At 64.4% G+C, this 15,790-nt stretch carries 14 protein-coding genes; 9 read left to right on the top strand and 5 right to left on the bottom strand.

The genetic code is table 11. From position 1 onward, the window contains the following. Positions 1-34 precede the first annotated feature (34 nt). A complete protein-coding gene (locus P3C39_RS01745) occupies positions 35-1,114 on the bottom strand; it encodes a substrate-binding domain-containing protein (RefSeq protein ID WP_275952526.1) in 1,080 nt (359 codons plus the stop codon). A 322-nt stretch (positions 1,115-1,436) separates the two neighbouring features. On the opposite strand from P3C39_RS01745, the gene P3C39_RS01740 reads away from it, so the two are divergent. The 9 genes from P3C39_RS01740 (at position 1,437) to P3C39_RS01700 (ending at position 9,754) form a co-directional block, all read left to right on the top strand. Continuing rightward, positions 1,437-2,087, top strand: a complete 651-nt coding sequence (locus tag P3C39_RS01740; RefSeq protein ID WP_064992538.1) for an SGNH/GDSL hydrolase family protein — start codon at positions 1,437-1,439, stop codon at positions 2,085-2,087. A gap of 57 nt (positions 2,088-2,144) precedes the next feature. Then, complete coding sequence (locus P3C39_RS01735) at positions 2,145-3,239, top strand: ROK family transcriptional regulator (protein ID WP_064992539.1); 1,095 nt, start codon at positions 2,145-2,147, stop codon at positions 3,237-3,239. Positions 3,240-3,372: 133 nt separating this feature from the next. After that, entirely contained in the window at positions 3,373-4,065 is a 693-nt protein-coding gene (locus P3C39_RS01730) for an XRE family transcriptional regulator (protein ID WP_024503956.1), read from the top strand. 3 nt (positions 4,066-4,068) lie between these two features. Beyond that, positions 4,069-5,148: an extracellular solute-binding protein gene (locus P3C39_RS01725; RefSeq protein ID WP_275952525.1), complete on the top strand. Its 1,080-nt coding sequence runs from the start codon at positions 4,069-4,071 to the stop codon at positions 5,146-5,148. 24 nt (positions 5,149-5,172) lie between these two features. Next, complete coding sequence (locus P3C39_RS01720; protein ID WP_275952524.1) at positions 5,173-6,081, top strand: ABC transporter permease; 909 nt, start codon at positions 5,173-5,175, stop codon at positions 6,079-6,081. Beyond that, a complete protein-coding gene (locus P3C39_RS01715) occupies positions 6,078-6,866 on the top strand; it encodes an ABC transporter permease (RefSeq protein ID WP_027160917.1) in 789 nt (262 codons plus the stop codon). Before P3C39_RS01720 ends, P3C39_RS01715 begins: the two co-directional genes overlap by 4 nt. A 1-nt stretch (position 6,867) precedes the next feature. Further along, on the top strand, positions 6,868-7,977 hold the full coding sequence (locus P3C39_RS01710) for an ABC transporter ATP-binding protein (protein ID WP_275952523.1): 1,110 nt from the start codon (positions 6,868-6,870) through the stop codon (positions 7,975-7,977). Positions 7,978-8,005: 28 nt separating this feature from the next. After that, entirely contained in the window at positions 8,006-9,388 is a 1,383-nt protein-coding gene (locus tag P3C39_RS01705; protein ID WP_275952522.1) for an FAD-binding oxidoreductase, read from the top strand. Between the two features lie 9 nt (positions 9,389-9,397). Beyond that, positions 9,398-9,754, top strand: coding sequence for a cupin domain-containing protein (locus P3C39_RS01700; protein WP_024503961.1), 357 nt, complete (start codon positions 9,398-9,400; stop codon positions 9,752-9,754). Positions 9,755-9,771: 17 nt separating this feature from the next. On the opposite strand, the gene P3C39_RS01695 is transcribed toward P3C39_RS01700, so the two are convergent. The 4 genes from P3C39_RS01695 to nirB form a co-directional block, all read right to left on the bottom strand. After that, on the bottom strand, positions 9,772-10,038 hold the full coding sequence (locus P3C39_RS01695) for a BrnA antitoxin family protein (protein ID WP_275952521.1): 267 nt from the start codon (positions 10,036-10,038) through the stop codon (positions 9,772-9,774). 99 nt (positions 10,039-10,137) lie between these two features. Beyond that, complete coding sequence (locus P3C39_RS01690; protein WP_275952520.1) at positions 10,138-12,999, bottom strand: nitrate reductase; 2,862 nt, start codon at positions 12,997-12,999, stop codon at positions 10,138-10,140. 4 nt (positions 13,000-13,003) lie between these two features. Continuing rightward, a complete protein-coding gene (gene nirD, locus P3C39_RS01685) occupies positions 13,004-13,333 on the bottom strand; it encodes a nitrite reductase small subunit NirD (protein ID WP_224674961.1) in 330 nt (109 codons plus the stop codon). 5 nt (positions 13,334-13,338) lie between these two features. Continuing rightward, positions 13,339-15,789 carry a nitrite reductase large subunit NirB gene (gene nirB, locus P3C39_RS01680; protein WP_275952519.1) on the bottom strand — a complete coding sequence of 817 codons (2,451 nt, stop codon included), beginning with the start codon at positions 15,787-15,789 and terminating at the stop codon, positions 13,339-13,341. Between the last annotated feature and the right edge of the window lies 1 nt (position 15,790).

The raw sequence follows: 15,790 nt of genomic DNA, 5'->3' as shown, positions 1-15,790 counted from the left end.
AATGTTTGTCCACTCCCCGCCGGCCACGGCGCCGTCACTTCTTGCCGTAATATTCCTTGAGCTTGTCTTCCGGCAGTTCGCTTGGCCACCAGACATTGGCGGTCAGGTCGTCACGATAGTATTTTTTGGCTTTGTCCTGGTCCCATCCGTCGGGATTGTAGACATAGCGCTTGTAGAGCTGCTTGCCTTCCAGAAGGGCGACGGCGGCGCGCACGCCGGCAGCGCCCTGGGCGGGGCTGTATTCCGGAGAGATCGACTTGAACCCGTCAGTGATCCACTGGCCGAAATAGCCATTGTTGCCCTCGCCCGAAATCGGCGGAATGGGTGTGCCGAACTGCTTGAAGACATCGACGCAGGCGCGCGTCATGTCGGCGCCGGACGACCAGATGCCGTCGACCTGCGGATTGTTCAGATAGAGCGTCTCGCACAGCTTCTTGGCCTTGTCGTACTGCCAGTCGCCATGCTCCTCGGCAAGGATCTGCACATGCGTGCCCTTGAGCGATTCCAGGAGGCCGTTGTAGCGGTTGGTGTCTTCCGGATGGCCGGCCAGGCCACGCAGGACCCAGATCTTGCCGTTGTCGCCGACGGTCTTCACCAGCCAGTCGCCCATGACCTTGCCGAAGTGCTCGGCGCCGCCCTGGATTTCGGTGGTGTAGGCGTCGGAATCGATACGCCCTGTGTGAAGGATGACCGGGATGCCGGCGGCGACCGCCTTGGCGATGCTGGCATTGGCCGACGTGCTGGTCACCGGTTGAACGATGATGGCGTCGACATGCTGTGCGATCAGGTCCTCGATATCGGCCACCTGCTTCTTCTGGTCGAAGCCGGCATCGAGCAGGATGAATTTCGAGATGCGCTTGTCCTTGGCCGCGGCGTTCTCCGCCTCATGCGCCACCTGCACCGTCCAGGTGTTTGCGTTGACACCGAAGTCGCTCATGCCGATGACCCAGGGCGGGTCCTTCTTGAACGCACCGGCGGCGGTCATGCGCGTGTCGTCAGGGCGCGGCGCCACGCCGTCCATCAGCTTGACGTCTTGCGCATGCGCCAGGGACGTCACGGCAAGCGTGGACGCAACGAGCATCCCCAGGCCGACGGTTTTCAGCAATCCTAACATTGAACACTCCTCCTTGTGGTTGCTCCGGCCTACAAATTCGTATGGCCACGAGACGCTCTCCCAATGCATGCCCCCGTCACAAACCGACCGATGCGCGCAATTCTCCCGCCCCCGAACACATGCGTGTCGAAGCCCAACTTCTGCTGGACGATGATGACGGTCGAGAACTCCTCCGGCCACTTTAGAAGCACAGCGGATACGCTCTGTCAATAGTTAGTCATGTTGAATGACTATTCCATTTGCTTGCCTTTCGCCGCTCCTCTATCCATCATGATTGGCGCTCGCCGGCATCGGCGCGCAGTCTGTCCCGGCGGGAAAAAACATGCGATCAGTCTTGTGCTACGGCGACTCCAACACGCACGGCCAGATCCCCGGCAGGGGGCCGCTCGAGCGCTATGGTCCGGGTGAACGCTGGCCGGGCATATTGCGTTCTCAGCTGGGCCCTGACTGGTATGTCATCGAGGAAGGATTGAGCGGCCGCACCACCGTCCATGACGACCCGATCGAGGGCGCCCACAAGAACGGCCGAACCTATCTTCGGCCTTGCCTGCAGAGCCATGCGACGCTCGACCTCGTCATCATCATGCTCGGCACCAACGATCTGAAGATCCGCTTCAACAAGCCGCCGTCGGAAGTGGCCATGGGCATCGGCTGCCTCGTCTACGACATCAAGGAGCTGGCGCCAGGTCCGGGCGGCTCGACGCCCGAGATCATGATCGTGGCGCCGCCGCCGATGCAGGACGACGTCAAGGAATGGAAGTCCATCTTCGCCGGCGCACCCGAGAAATCGCGCCTGCTCGCGCTCGAATTCGAAGTCCTGGCGGACTCGCTCGAACTGCACTTTTTCGATGCCGGCTCGGTGGTGTCGTGCAGCGAGGCGGACGGCTTTCACATCGATGCCGAGGCGCACAGATTGCTGGGCGCCGCGCTCGCCCGCGCGGTCGATGCCATCGGCTGGAGCCGCTCGACATGAGCAACCATACCGCCGCCAGGCAACGCGCTCTTACCGACGGGGCGACCTTTGCCTGACATGAGATTCGCACCACCCAATCCCTTGCGCATCGCCGATCGTGCGAGCGGGCTGAACGCATTGAGCGTCCGCAGCTACAACGAGCGGCTGGTGCTATCCCTGCTGCTTCAGAACGAAGGCATTTCGCGGATGGAAATCGGCGAGAAGACCGGCCTGTCGGCGCAGACGGCTTCGGTCATCGTTCGCTCGCTCGAGCAGGAGGGCCTGGTCTCGCAGGGCGAGGCGCAGCGCGGCCGCGTCGGGCCGCCGACGATCCCGCTTTCACTCAACCCGGAGGGCGCCTATGCGGTTGGCGTCGGCTTCAGCCGGCGCAGGATCGATATCGCGCTCATCGACTTCATCGGCACGGTGCGCTTCCACACGCAGTTGCCGGCGGATGAAGCCAATCCGTTTCCGCAAAGCAGCGATCTGTTCGGCGCGATCGGGCAAGCCATGACCAGCCTGCCGGTCGAGGCGCGCAGCCGGGTTGCCGGCATCGGCCTGGCGGTTCCCGACGATGTCGACACGATGGCTGCAACCCGCAACGGATCGAGCACCTCGCTGAAAGCCTTGCAGGCCGAGATCGAGGAACAGATCAAGCTGCCGGTTTTCGTGCAGAACGACATCACCGCGGCAGCCGGCGGCGAGAGCATGTTCGGCGTCGCAAAGCCGCTCAACGACTATCTATTCTTCTATCTCGGAGCACGGCTGCAGAGCAGGCTCATCCTCAACCACCAGATCTACAAGGGAAGCTCCAGCGCCAGCTTCGATCACGGCCTGATGCGCCTGGAGAGCGAACTGGCCATGCGCGGGCGCCCGTCCGAAATCATCTGGAGCAGCAGCCCTGAGTGGCCCGATCTGGGCGAGGCCTACAGCGCATGGCTGGGCGAGTGTTCCGACCGCTTGAAAGCGTCGATCTCCGCGCTGACCCAGTTTGTCGAGTTCAGGACGGTCGTCCTGTCCAGTTATGCGCCGCAAAAGATTGCCGAGGCCTTGTGCGACGACATCGGCCGGGAATTCCCCGGCATCGAAGCGCTGCCGGCGCGCGTCACCATCAGCCCGAAGGCCGTCGGCGCGGCAAGCCTGCCATTCAGTTCGCGCTTCATGATCCAGTGATCGAGCTGAACCGGGTTGCCGGTCGGCCGATCATGCCCCTCTGCAGGTCCATCGATGATTTTCAGGTGACCAGGCGAATCCGCTTGCCAGGACGCCCCACTTAATAGCATGTTAAGTGAACCCTGAGATCGCCATGAAAATCGCTGCGGATCACGCACTCAACGACAATGCCGCGACCAGCGCCGAAGCGCGCCGCTCGACGGTATTGGGCGATCGGATCAAGGCCTATCGCACCACGCGGCGCCTGACGCTGCGCCAGCTCGGCGACATGATCGGCACCACCGCCAGTTTCCTGAGCCAGCTCGAGCGCGGCCTTTCCGGCGCCAACACCAGCACGCTGATGCTGATTGCCAATGCGCTCGGCATCAGCCTCGCCGATCTTTTCGACGAATGCGAAGTGTCGCCGCACGCGGTGCTGACACGCAGCGAGCGGCCGGCGCTGCCGACCAGCGAAGGCTACCGCAAGACGCTGCTGTCGCGCCGGCCGATCCGCGAGATGGAAGTCTATTGCGGCGAGTTCGCCGTCGGCGGCTCGACCGGCGACGTGCCCTACACGCACGGCAACGCGAGCGAGATGTTCCTCGTGCTGCGCGGACGCGTGCAACTGACGCTCGGCGAGGAGAGCTTCACCCTCGAAGAGGGCGATAGCATCGAATATTCGACCTCGACGCCCCACCGGACGATCAATGTCGGCGATACGGTGGCCGAAGTGCTGTGGATCATTGCGCCGCCGACCAGCGGCGCCGTCGACCTCGACCAATATGTAGCCCGGAAAACGCTCGCGCCCGGCCTACCAAAATCAAACAGCGAGCCATCGGAGGGTTAGAAAATGGGAAGCAGATCAAGATTGGCCGGGTTCGTCGGCGCCGCCGCACTGGCCTTGCTTGCGGCCGCCGCTCACGCGCAGAACGCACCGCCGGCCGGGACCGTGGTGGACGGCTCGCTGAAGGGAAAGACGCTGACCTTCGTCTCCTATGGCGGCATCTACCAGGACGGCCAGGTCGCCGCCCTCAAGGAATTCGTCGACAAGAGCGGCGTCAAGCTTTTGAATGACGGGCCGACCGAAATCGCCAAGCTCCAGGCGCAGGTCGAATCAGGCAATGTGACCTGGGATGTCGTCGATACGGACGATTTTCCGCCCTTCGTGCATTGCGGAAAACTGTTCCAGAAGCTGGATTTGACCAAGCTCGACATCTCGCACATCCCGCCCGGACAGGTCGGCGAGTGCAGCGTGCCGGCGATGAACTACGGCATGGTCCTGATGTACAAGAACGACACGTACAAGGACAATCCGCCGAAGGACTGGAAGGACTTCTTCGACGCCGCGAAATTTCCCGGCACCCGCGCCATCGACGGCAGCGGCAGCCCGCTCGGCGGCCTGATCGAACAGGCCATCCTGGCAGACGGCGGCAAGGTCGACGCCATGACGCCGGCCGACATCGACAAGGGCATCGCCAAGATCAAGGCGATCGGTCCCGACACCATCTTCTGGAAGACGGGCGCAGAATCCCAGCAGCTCGCCGAATCCGGCGAGGCCGACATGATCATCATGTGGACCGGCCGCGCCATGACGGCGGTCAAGAATGGCGCTGCCTATACGCCGGTTTGGAAGGACTGGCTGGTCGTCATGGATCAGCTGACCATCCCGGTCGGCGCCAAGGACACCGACGCTTCCTACGCGCTGATCAACGCCTATCTCGGCAAGAAGTCGCAGGAGATCCTGACCGAGCAGACCTCCTACTCGCCGATCAACAACGAGGCACAGCCGAAGGTCGACGCATCCGTCGCCGCCTTTCTGACCAACACGCCGGACCACGCCAAGCTCGGCTATCAGCAGAACATCAAGTTCTGGGTCGCCAACTTCGCCGCCGCGTCCGACAAGTGGACAGCGCTGATGGCCGGCAACTGAGCCGGCTACCGCTGAGGTGACGGCGTGAGCCGGACATCGCATACGCCGACGGCCGGGGGTGATCATCCTCGGCCGCCAGGTGCCGTGCGGGCGCCGCAGCGGCGCCCGCACCTTGCTGCCTATCCTTCGCTGCTGGCGATGCCCGCCTTGGCTTTGCTCATCGCCGCGATGGGCTATCCCTTGCTGACCGTCACGCTGCGCAGCTTCTCGGACCCATCTTGGGGCTTGCAGAACTATGTCTGGTTCTTTTCCACCCCGGTGAACGTCACCGTCCTGTGGCGCACCTTTTCCATCGCAGCCTGGGTCACCATCGTTTGCGTCATCGCCGCCTACCCCTATGCCTATCTCATGACGGCGGTCGGACCGCGCCTGCGGCTGGTCCTCATCCTGTGCGTTTTGGTGCCGTTCTGGGTCAGCGGCGTGGTGCGCACCCTGGCCTGGGTCATCCTGCTGCAGGATTCCGGCATCATCAATTCGGTCATCAGGCTGCTCGGCTTTGACGGCGTGAAGCTGATCCGCACGCAGACCGGCGTCGTCATCGGCATGGCGCAGGTGCTGCTGCCGTTCATGATCCTGCCGCTCTATTCGGTCATGCGCGGCATCGATCTGCGCCTCGTGCAGGCGGCGCGCAGCCTTGGTGCGCGCCCGGCACGCGCCTTCCTGCAAATCTATCTGCCCCTGTCGCTGCCCGGCGTTTTCGCCGGCGCCATCATCGTCTTCATCCTGTCGCTCGGCTTCTACATCACGCCTGCCCTGCTCGGCGGCCCGCGCAGCACCATGCTGTCGACGCTGGTGCAGAGCCAGGTGCTCAGCCTGCTCAACTGGGGCCGCGGCGGCGCCATGGGCGTCGTGCTGCTGGTCGCGACCTTCGTGCTTCTGGCGCTCGCCGCCCCGCTGATGCGCCAGCGCCACAAGCAGGCGTCCAGATCATGAGACTGGCACCATCCCGCCTTCTGCTCGGTCTGTTCTGCCTGCTGGTCGCCGTCTGGCTGGTGATGCCGACGCTGGTCATCATCCCGATGTCATTCAACGAGAAGAAGTCGCTCGCTTTCCCGCCGTCCGGCTTCTCCTGGCAATGGTACGAGAATTTCTTCACCAACCCCGATTGGCTGTCGAGCTTCTTCAATTCGCTGAGGGTCGCGGGCCTCGTCGCCGTCGCCGCCACGCTGATCGGCACGCTGGCGTCGCTCGGCCTCAGCCGCATGAAACATTCCGGCGCCGGCCTGCTGCGCGCCATCCTGATCACGCCGATGATCGTGCCCGGCGTGGTGCTGGCCATCGGCATCTACGCCGTCTATCTCGACTACCAGCTCGTCGGCACCACCACCGGCTTCGTCATCGCACATACGATGCTGGCGATCCCCTTCGTCATCATCGCCGTGTCGGCAAGCCTCGAAGTCTTCGACGCGCGGCTGGAGACGGCGGCGGCAAGTCTCGGCGCCAACCGCTTCACCACATTCCGCACCGTGACCTTGCCGCTGATCGCGCCCGGCATCCTGTCCGGGCTTTTGTTTGCGTTCGTCACCTCCTTCGATGAGATCATCGTCGCGCTGTTCATCACCAGTCCCTACCTGAAGACCTTGCCGGTGCAGATCTTCACCAGCATCACCCGCGACGCCGATCCGACGGTGACGGCCGTCGGAACCATCATCTTCATTGCCACGACGCTGATCATCAGCGCCGGGCTGATCATCAGCTCGAAATCGACGAGGAGTTGAGATGACTGCGAGGAAACGCGGCGCGGCCATCGACATCAAGGGCGCAACCAAGCGCTACGGCAATTTCACCGCACTCGACGATGTCAGCCTGCATATCGAGCCGGGCGAGTTCATGACGCTGCTCGGCCCCAGCGGCTCAGGCAAGACCACGACGCTCAACGTCGTGGCGGGCTTCACCGACCTCACCTCCGGCGACCTCGCCGTCGGCGGCAAAAGCATCGTCGCCCTGCCGGCCCACAAGCGCAACATCGGCGTTGTCTTCCAGCACTACGCGCTGTTTCCGCATATGACGGTCGGCAAGAACGTCGCCTATCCCCTCACCTTGCGCGACATGGACAAGCAGGCGCGCGACCGTCTCGTCGTGCGCGCGCTGGACATGGTCAAGATGGCCGACTTCGCGCATCGCTATCCCTCCGAACTTTCCGGCGGCCAGCAGCAGCGCGTGGCGCTGGCGCGCGCCATCGTCTTCGATCCGCCGCTGCTGTTGATGGACGAACCGCTCGGCGCGCTCGACAAGAAACTGCGCGAATGGCTGCAGCTGGAGATCAAGCGCATCCATCGCGAACTCGGCACCACCTTCGTCTATGTGACGCACGACCAGGAAGAGGCGCTGGTCCTGTCCGACCGCATCGCCGTCTTCAATCAGGGCCGCATCGAACAGGTCGGAACCGGCCGCCAGCTCTACGACGAGCCGACGACCCTGTTCGTGGCCAAGTTCATCGGCGAATCGACCAGTTTGCGTGGCACCGCCCAGACGTCCGGAAGCGAGACCAGCCTGACGATCGCCGGCCAGAAGATCGTGGCCAACGGCAAGCTCGCCAGCGGCCGCAAACCGGTGGTCCTGCTGCGGCCGGAGAAGCTTTTGCTTGCCGGCACCAACACGCCTCCCGCCGCCGGGCAGAACAGCCTCACCGGTCAAGTCAGCGAGGCGATCTATCTGGGCTCCGGCTCGAAATACCAGGTGACGTTGCGCGACGGCTCGGTCGCCATCGTACGCTCGTCGCTGGAAGCCACACCGTTCTCGATTGGTGACACGGTCGATCTGCGCTGGTCGGTCGTCGATGCAAAACTTCTTGCCGACGACGACCGCGCCGACATGACGATGACCTGATCGCTCTTTCCCCGCAGGATTTTTAGACATGGACGCCAAAGTCAACGGCAACGTCTCGTTCTGGTATGCCGACATCGGCCTGCCGCCCTATCGCGCGCCGCTTCCGGGCGATCTCGAAGCCGATGTCTGCATCGTCGGCGCCGGCTACACCGGCCTGTGGACCGCTTATTACCTGAAGAAGGCCGATCCATCGATCCGCATCGCCATCGTCGAGCGGGAGTTCGCCGGCTTCGGCGCGTCGGGCCGCAATGGCGGCTGGCTGTCCGGCGGCTTCAGCTGGTCGCGCGAGAAATATCTGCAGACCTCGACGCGCGGCGCTGTCATCGACATGGAAACGGCCATGCATGGCACGGTCGACGAAGTGATCAAGGTGACCGAAGCCGAAGGCATCGATGCCGACATCCGCCGCGTCGACAATCTGACGGTGGCGACCAACCCGCCGCAGCTCGAACGAATCAACGCCGCCTATGCCGATGCGATCGGCTGGAGCGTGCCGAGCGAGCGTGTCAGCCTGATCGGCCAGGCAGAGGCCAAGGCCCGCATCAACATCAGGAATGTGCTTGGCGGTTATATCCACCACGGCACCGCGCGTGTGCAGCCGGCCAAGCTGGTGCGCGGCCTGTCCGAAGCCGTCGAGCGGCTCGGTGTGCCGATCTACGAGCAGACCACCGTGACCGGCATCGAGAAGGGCAAGGTCACGACGAACCGCGGCGCCGTGCGCGCGCCGATCATCATCCGTGCCACGGAAGGGTTCACGGCCGGCATACCAGGCAATGAACGGCTCTGGCTGCCGCTCAACAGCGCGCAGATCATCACCGAGCCGCTGCCGCAATCACTGTGGGACGAGATCGGCTGGGAGGGCCATGAGCTTCTGGGCGACTCCGCGCACGCCTATTGCTATGCGCAGCGCACCAGGGAAGGCCGCATCACCATGGGCGGACGCGGCGTACCCTATCGTTACGGCTCGCAAACGGATGTGCGCGGCCAAACGCAGCAGGCCACGATCGAAAGCCTGCACGCGATCCTCACACGGCTGCTGCCGCAGACTGCCAGGCTTCGCATCGACCACGCCTGGTGCGGCGTGCTGGGCGTGCCGCGCGACTGGTGCACGACGGCAGGGCTCGATCCGCAAACCGGCATCGGCTGGGCCGGCGGCTATGTCGGGCTCGGCGTCTCGAGTTCCAACCTTTCAGGCCGAACGCTGCGCGATCTCATCCTGCGCCGCGACACCGAATTGACCCGCCTGCCCTGGGTCAACCGAAAGGTCAGCAAATGGGAACCCGAGCCAATGCGCTGGCTCGGCGTCCATTCGATGTATCAGCTCTATCGCGTTGCCGACGAGCGCGAGGAAGCCGGCCTCCAGCACACGTCGAAACTGGCCGCGATCGCCGACCGCATCACAGGACATTGAGAGACTGCCATGACCGACTTCCAGACCTTCGCCCACCTCGCCTCCATCGACCTCGGCGAGGCTGAGCCCAAGCCGACCTCGATCAGCGGCGATCAGTTCGAAGCCTCGACGACGCTGTGGACCTCGCCGGATGGCGCACTGGAAGTCGGCGTCTGGGAGTGCACGCCGGGCCGCTTCACGGCCTCGCGCGAGACCAATTCCGAAACCTGCCACATCGTGTCAGGCCGGGTCTCGCTGCATGGTCCCGATGGCCGCAGCGAGGACGTCGGTCCGGGCGAAATGCTGGTGCTGCCGAAAGGCTGGAAAGGCGAATGGACGATCCACGAGAAAACGCGCAAGCTCTATATCCTGCACTTCGAAGCGTGAGCCGGCTGGAACAGCCGCTACTCGTCGTCTGAACGATCACCCCCGGTAACGATCGGCTTGCCTTCTATCACACGCCGCAAGGCGTCGTTGATGCGGTCCTGCCAGCCGGGACCGTCCTCCTGGAAATGGTCCAGCACGGCGCGGTCGATCCGGATCGAAACAAGCTCCCTGACGCCTGGAGCGGCCAACGGCTCACGAATAGGAGCAACCGGCTTCTTGATTGGCTTGAAAGCCGCTTCGGCGGCCGTCATCGGATTTGTCGGTCGGCGCGGAGGATTTGCCATTGGATGACCCTGACTGAGGATGATTCGTGCGCGACGTAGCACGCCTGAGCCACCATAGCCCAACCAGCACCGTCGCGCAGGCCCCTTTGGTCAGGACGATCACTCGGCTGCTTGGAGGCTCTGTGCGTCGATGATGACCCTGATCTCGGCGCGGCAGGAGCCGCAATTCGTGCCGGCATTCAGGGCCGCGCCGATTGCCGCGACGCTGCCGCAGCCGCGGCGTACCGCTTCCGCGATCTGGTTGGCGCCAACGCCGAAGCAGGAGCAGACGATGGCGCCGCGATCGACGTCGATCCCGCCCGGCCGCCCGGCCACGATCGCCAGCCTGCTGCGCCGATCAACATGATCGGCGCTCAGTTGTTCCGCCGCCCAGCCGCGCGACACGGCGACCGGGCCGGGCGCGACGAACAAGGCGCCTGACAGTTGGTCGTCGTCGAAGGCGGCGATGCGGTGCTGGCCGGCGTCGCGGTCGTGATAAGCTGATATTTCGGCACCCAATGACGTACCGAACAGCGACCCGGCAAAGCCCGCCCAGTCGATGTCGTCATCGGCAAAGGCAAGCTCGACCCGCCAGCCGCCCTTGCACTTGGCCACGGCCCAGTAGGGCGCAGTATTAGGCTCCGGCCGCTGCCGGGCCACCGCAAAGCCAAAGGCCTTTGCCGCGAATTTCTCGATGCGGACGGCGACATGTTTCAGCGCCGGCTGACCGGAAATGGGATCGGTCAGCGGCGCGGTCAGCGTGTCGAGCCGGCCCTTTGCCGAGAACTGATCGGTCCAGTGCATCGGCGCAAACAGGCTGCCCTGGCGCTGGCGCGCCGTCACCAGCGCGCGCACCAGCACATCACCGCGCGGGCTGGAAACGCGCGCTATGTCGGCGTCACCGATGCCGAAGCGCTGCGCATCCGCCGGGTGGATTTCGACGAAGGGCTCGGCGATGTGCTGCGAAAGCCGCGGGCTTTTCCCCGTCCGCGTCATGGTGTGCCAATGGTCGCGGATGCGGCCGGTGTTGAGGATCAGCGGATAATCGGGGCTGGTGCGGATTTCCGTGGTGGGACGGATGGCGATGAAGCGCGCCTTGCGGTCGGGTGTGAAGAAGTTGCCGTTGGCGAAGAAGCGAGCCTGGAGCCCAGTCGTGCCGACCCCTTCTGGCCAACCTCCAGCTTGAGCGCCCCCCTCTGGCCTGCCGGCCATCTCCCCCTCAAGGGGGGAGATTGGCAGCTTCGCCGACTGCTTTCGCTTTGCGACGTTGTGAATTGGCGAGGACGGCCATGACAGCCGATCTCCCCCCTTGAGGGGGAGATGGCCGGCAGGCCAGAGGGGGGCGCCTTGGCTCGGCGCTGGCCATTGGAACGGCTCAAGCGCCTTATATCCCTCCGCATCAACCCCGGCGTAAGCCCCGATGTCGAAATCCCGCGCACCATCATTCTCGAACCCCGACAGCGCGGCATGCTCGGCAAACACCTCCGCCGGCGACGCGTAGGAAAACGCCTCACCAAACCCCATCCGTTTGCCCACCTCGGCAACAATCCGCCAGTCAGGCAACGCATCTCCGGGCACGCGCAAAAACGCGCGCTGGCGCGACACACGGCGTTCGGAATTGGTGACGGTGCCATCCTTCTCGCCCCAGGCGGCGGCGGGCAGCCGGACATGGGCGTGGCGGACGGTATCGGTCCGGGCCAGCACGTCCGACACCACCACGAACGGGCACGCCTTGATCGCCGCTTCGACGGCATCGGCGTCCGGCATCGAATCGACCGGGTTGGTGGCCATGATCCACAGCGCTTTGATGTGCCCGTCGGCAACCGCCTTGAACATCTCGACTGCCTTCAGGCCGGGCTTTCCGGCAACGGCCGGCGCGTTCCAGAAGCGCTGCACGCGGTCGCGATGATCGGGGTTTTCGATCTCCATATGGGCGGCCAGCATGTTGGCCATGCCGCCGACCTCGCGCCCGCCCATGGCGTTGGGCTGGCCGGTCACCGAAAACGGCCCTGCGCCGGGTTTGCCGATGCGGCCGGTGGCCAAATGGCAGTTGATGATGGCATTGACCTTGTCGGTGCCCGAAGACGACTGGTTCACCCCTTGGCTGTAGACGGTCACGGTCTTGGAGGTCGCCGCGAACAGGCTGTAGAACCGGTCAAGCTCGTCCTCGCTCAGGCCCGTGGCGGCGGCGACGCCGACCAGGTCGAGCGCCGATGCGGCGAAAAGCGCTTGCCCGAAGCCGGTCGTGTGCGTCGTGATGTAGGCGCGGTCGAGCGCGTTGTGCTGGCCGAGATAGGCGAGCAGCCCGGTGAACAGAGCGACGTCGCCATCCGGCGCGATCGCCAGATGCATATCGGCAATGTCAGCGGTCATGGTGCGACGCGGGTCGACCAGCACGATCTTCATCTCCGGCCGCTTTTCCCGGGCCGCGGCGATGCGCTGGTAGAGCACCGGATGGCACCAGGCGAGATTGGAGCCGACCAGCACGATCAGGTCGGCAAGCTCCAGATCATCATAGGTCCCGGGCACGGTGTCGGAGCCAAAAGCGCGGCGTTGGCCGGCGACCGAAGAGGCCATGCACAGGCGCGAATTGGTGTCGATGTTGGCGGAGCCGACAAAGCCCTTCATCAGCTTGTTGGCGACGTAGTAGTCCTCGGTCAGCAACTGGCCGGAGACATAGAAGGCGACCGCATCGGGCCCGTGCTCGGCGATGGTTTGCGAGAAGGTCGAGGCGACGAGGTCGAGCGCCTCGTCCCAGCCGGCGCGGCGGCCGTGGATCTCCGGATGAAGCAGCCTGCCGTCGAGATCGATGGTCTCGGCCAGTGCCGAGCCCTTGGAGCAGAGCCGGCCGAAATTGGCCGGGTGGTCGGGGTCGCCGCGCACGGACACTTGCCCGTCCGCGGCGACCTTCGCCAGCACGCCGCAGCCCACCCCGCAATAGGGGCAGGTGGTCCTCACCTCGCGCGCTTCATCGATCTCCATGGGGTCAGGCCGCGCGGCTGGCCAGCGCTTCCAGCGCAATGAACAGATGCTCGCCTTCGATCCGCACCGGAATGGTGCGCACCGCGCCCTCGTCGGCGCCGAGCGCCTTGCCCGTTTCCAGCGAAATCACCCAGTTGTGCAAGGGACAGGTCACCGCCGTGCCGTGCACGATGCCCTGGCTGAGCGGTCCGCCTCTGTGCGGGCAACGATCGTCGATGGCGTAGACCTGATCGTCCTGGGTGCGGAAGACCGCGATTTTTCCTTCCGGCGTGGCGACGCAGCGCGCGCCGCGGCGAGGGATGTCGGAGAGAGAGCCTATCGATATCCAGTTCATCCCGCTCACTCCGCCGCCTGCGCAAAACCGACCGAGGCCATTGGCCGGAATTCGTGCTTGTCCTTGCCGGAAACGCGTTCGGACCACGGGTCGACCTGGGCGAATTTCTGGCTGAAGACGAAGCGCTCGTAATAGGCCTTGCGCTTGTCGCCATCGTCCATGATCTGGCGCTTGATCTCGGGGATGCCGATGCGCTTGGCCCATTTGTAGATGCGCTCGAGGTAGCGGCCCTGCTCGCGGTACATCTGCGTCAGCGCCACGATATGCTCCAGCGCCTCGTCCTCAGTCTTCACAAGCCCGAGTACTTCGGTGCCCTTGATGTCGAGGCCGGCCGCGCCGGCAAAATGGATCTCGTAGCCGGAGTCGACGCAGATGACGCCGACATCCTTGCAGGTCGCCTCGGCGCAATTCCTGGGGCAACCCGACACCGCCATCTTGACCTTGGCCGGCGTCCACGAGCCCCACATGAATTTTTCGATGCGGATGCCGAGGCCCGTCGAATCCTGCGTGCCGAAGCGGCACCAGTCCGAGCCGACGCAGGTCTTCACCGTGCGCAACCCCTTGGCATAGGCGTGGCCGGAGACGAAGCCGGCCTGGCCGAGATCGGCCCACACCGCCGGCAGGTCTTCCTTGCGGATGCCGAGCATGTCGATGCGCTGGCCGCCGGTGACCTTGACCATCGGGATTTCAAACTTGTCGACAACGTCGGCGATGGCGCGCAGTTCAGCGGCATTGGTCACCCCGCCCCACATGCGCGGCACCACCGAATAGGTGCCATCCTTCTGGATGTTGGCGTGGACGCGCTCGTTGATGAAGCGCGACTGGTAGTCGTCGGCGTAGTCGTCCGGCCAGTCGCAGACGAGATAGTAATTGAGCGCCGGCCGGCATTTGGCGCAGCCGCAGGAGGTCGTCCATTCCAGTTCCTGCATGACGGCGGGAATGGTCTTCAGGCGCTTGGCGATGATCAGCCGGCGGACCTCGTCATGACCGAGCGTCGTGCAGCCGCACATCGGCTGCACCGCCGCTGGATTGTATTTGTCGCCGATGGTCAGCACCATCAGCTTCTCGACCAGCCCGGTGCAGGAGCCGCAGGAGGCCGACGCCTTGGTGTGGGCGCGCACGTCGTCGAGCGAGGTCAGGCCCTTGGCCGTGATCGCGCCGGTGATCTTCCCCTTGCAAACGCCGTTGCAGCCGCAGATCTCCGCATCATCCGGCAAGGCTGCAACGGCCGCCATAGGGTCCAGCGGGGCACCCCCCTGGTAGGACTGGCCGAAGATAAGCGTATCGCGCATCTCCGATATGTCGGTCTGCTTCTTCTTCAGGTCGTTGAACCAGGCGCCGTCGGCCGTCTCGCCATAGAGCACGGTGCCGATGATGCGGTCGTCCTTCAGCACCAGCCGCTTGTAGACGCCGGCCGAAGCATCGCGCAGCACGATCTCCTGGCGGTCGTCACCATCGGCGAAGTCGCCGAGCGAGAACAGGTCGATGCCGGTGACCTTGAGCTTGGTCGGCGTGTCCATATGGACGAAGGCCGCCGCTTCGTTGCCGGCAAGCTGGCTGGCTGTCACGCGCGCCATCTCGTAGAGCGGCGCGACGAGACCATAGACCTGGCCGTTGACCTCGGCACATTCGCCGAGCGCGTAGATGTCGGGATCGTTGCTGCGCATGCCGGCATCGACGACGATGCCCCTGTTGACGGCGATGCCGGCCTGTTTGGCCAGCGCCGAATTCGGCCTGATGCCGACGGCCATCACCACAAGCGTTGCTGGGATAATGGTGCCGTCAGCAAGTTCCACCTGCCCGACCTTGCCGTTGCCGGTGATCGCCTGGGTGTTGGCCTTGGTGATGACCTTGATGCCGCGCTGCTCCACCGCGCGCTGCAAGAGATAGCCGGCGGCCGGATCGAGCTGGCGCTCCATCAAGGTCGGCATGACATGCAGCACGGTGACGTCCATGCCTTGCGCGTTGAGGCCCGCCGCCGCCTCCAGACCCAGCAGGCCGCCGCCGATGACCACCGCCTTCGCGCGCGACTGGGCAGCGAGCATCATCGCCTGCACGTCATCGAGATCGCGATAGGTCAGCACGCCCGGCAGATCATGGCCCGGCACCGGAATGATGAACGGTACCGAGCCGGTGGCGATGACGAGCTTGTCGTAGGGTTCGGTGACGCCATGATCGGAGGTGACGGTCTTCGCCGTCCGGTCGATGGCAACGATCTTGTGGCCCTTGTAGAGGGTGATGTTGTTGGCGATGTACCAGCCGTCGCCATGGATGATGATCTCCTCATAGGCCTTCTCGCCCGACAGCACCGGCGACAGCATGATGCGGTCGTAATTGACGCGCGGCTCGGCGTTGAAGATGGTGACGGTGTAGCGGCCCGGAGCCTGTTCCAGCAGGTGCTCCAGCATGCGCCCGGGGGCCATGCCATTGCCGATGATGACAAGTCTTTCGCTCATG

Origin of the sequence: Mesorhizobium sp. XAP4 (assembly GCF_029269325.1) — a bacterium.
In the GTDB taxonomy this organism is placed as follows: domain Bacteria; phylum Pseudomonadota; class Alphaproteobacteria; order Rhizobiales; family Rhizobiaceae; genus Mesorhizobium; species Mesorhizobium ciceri.
This window is presented reverse-complemented; position numbering and strand designations above follow the sequence as displayed.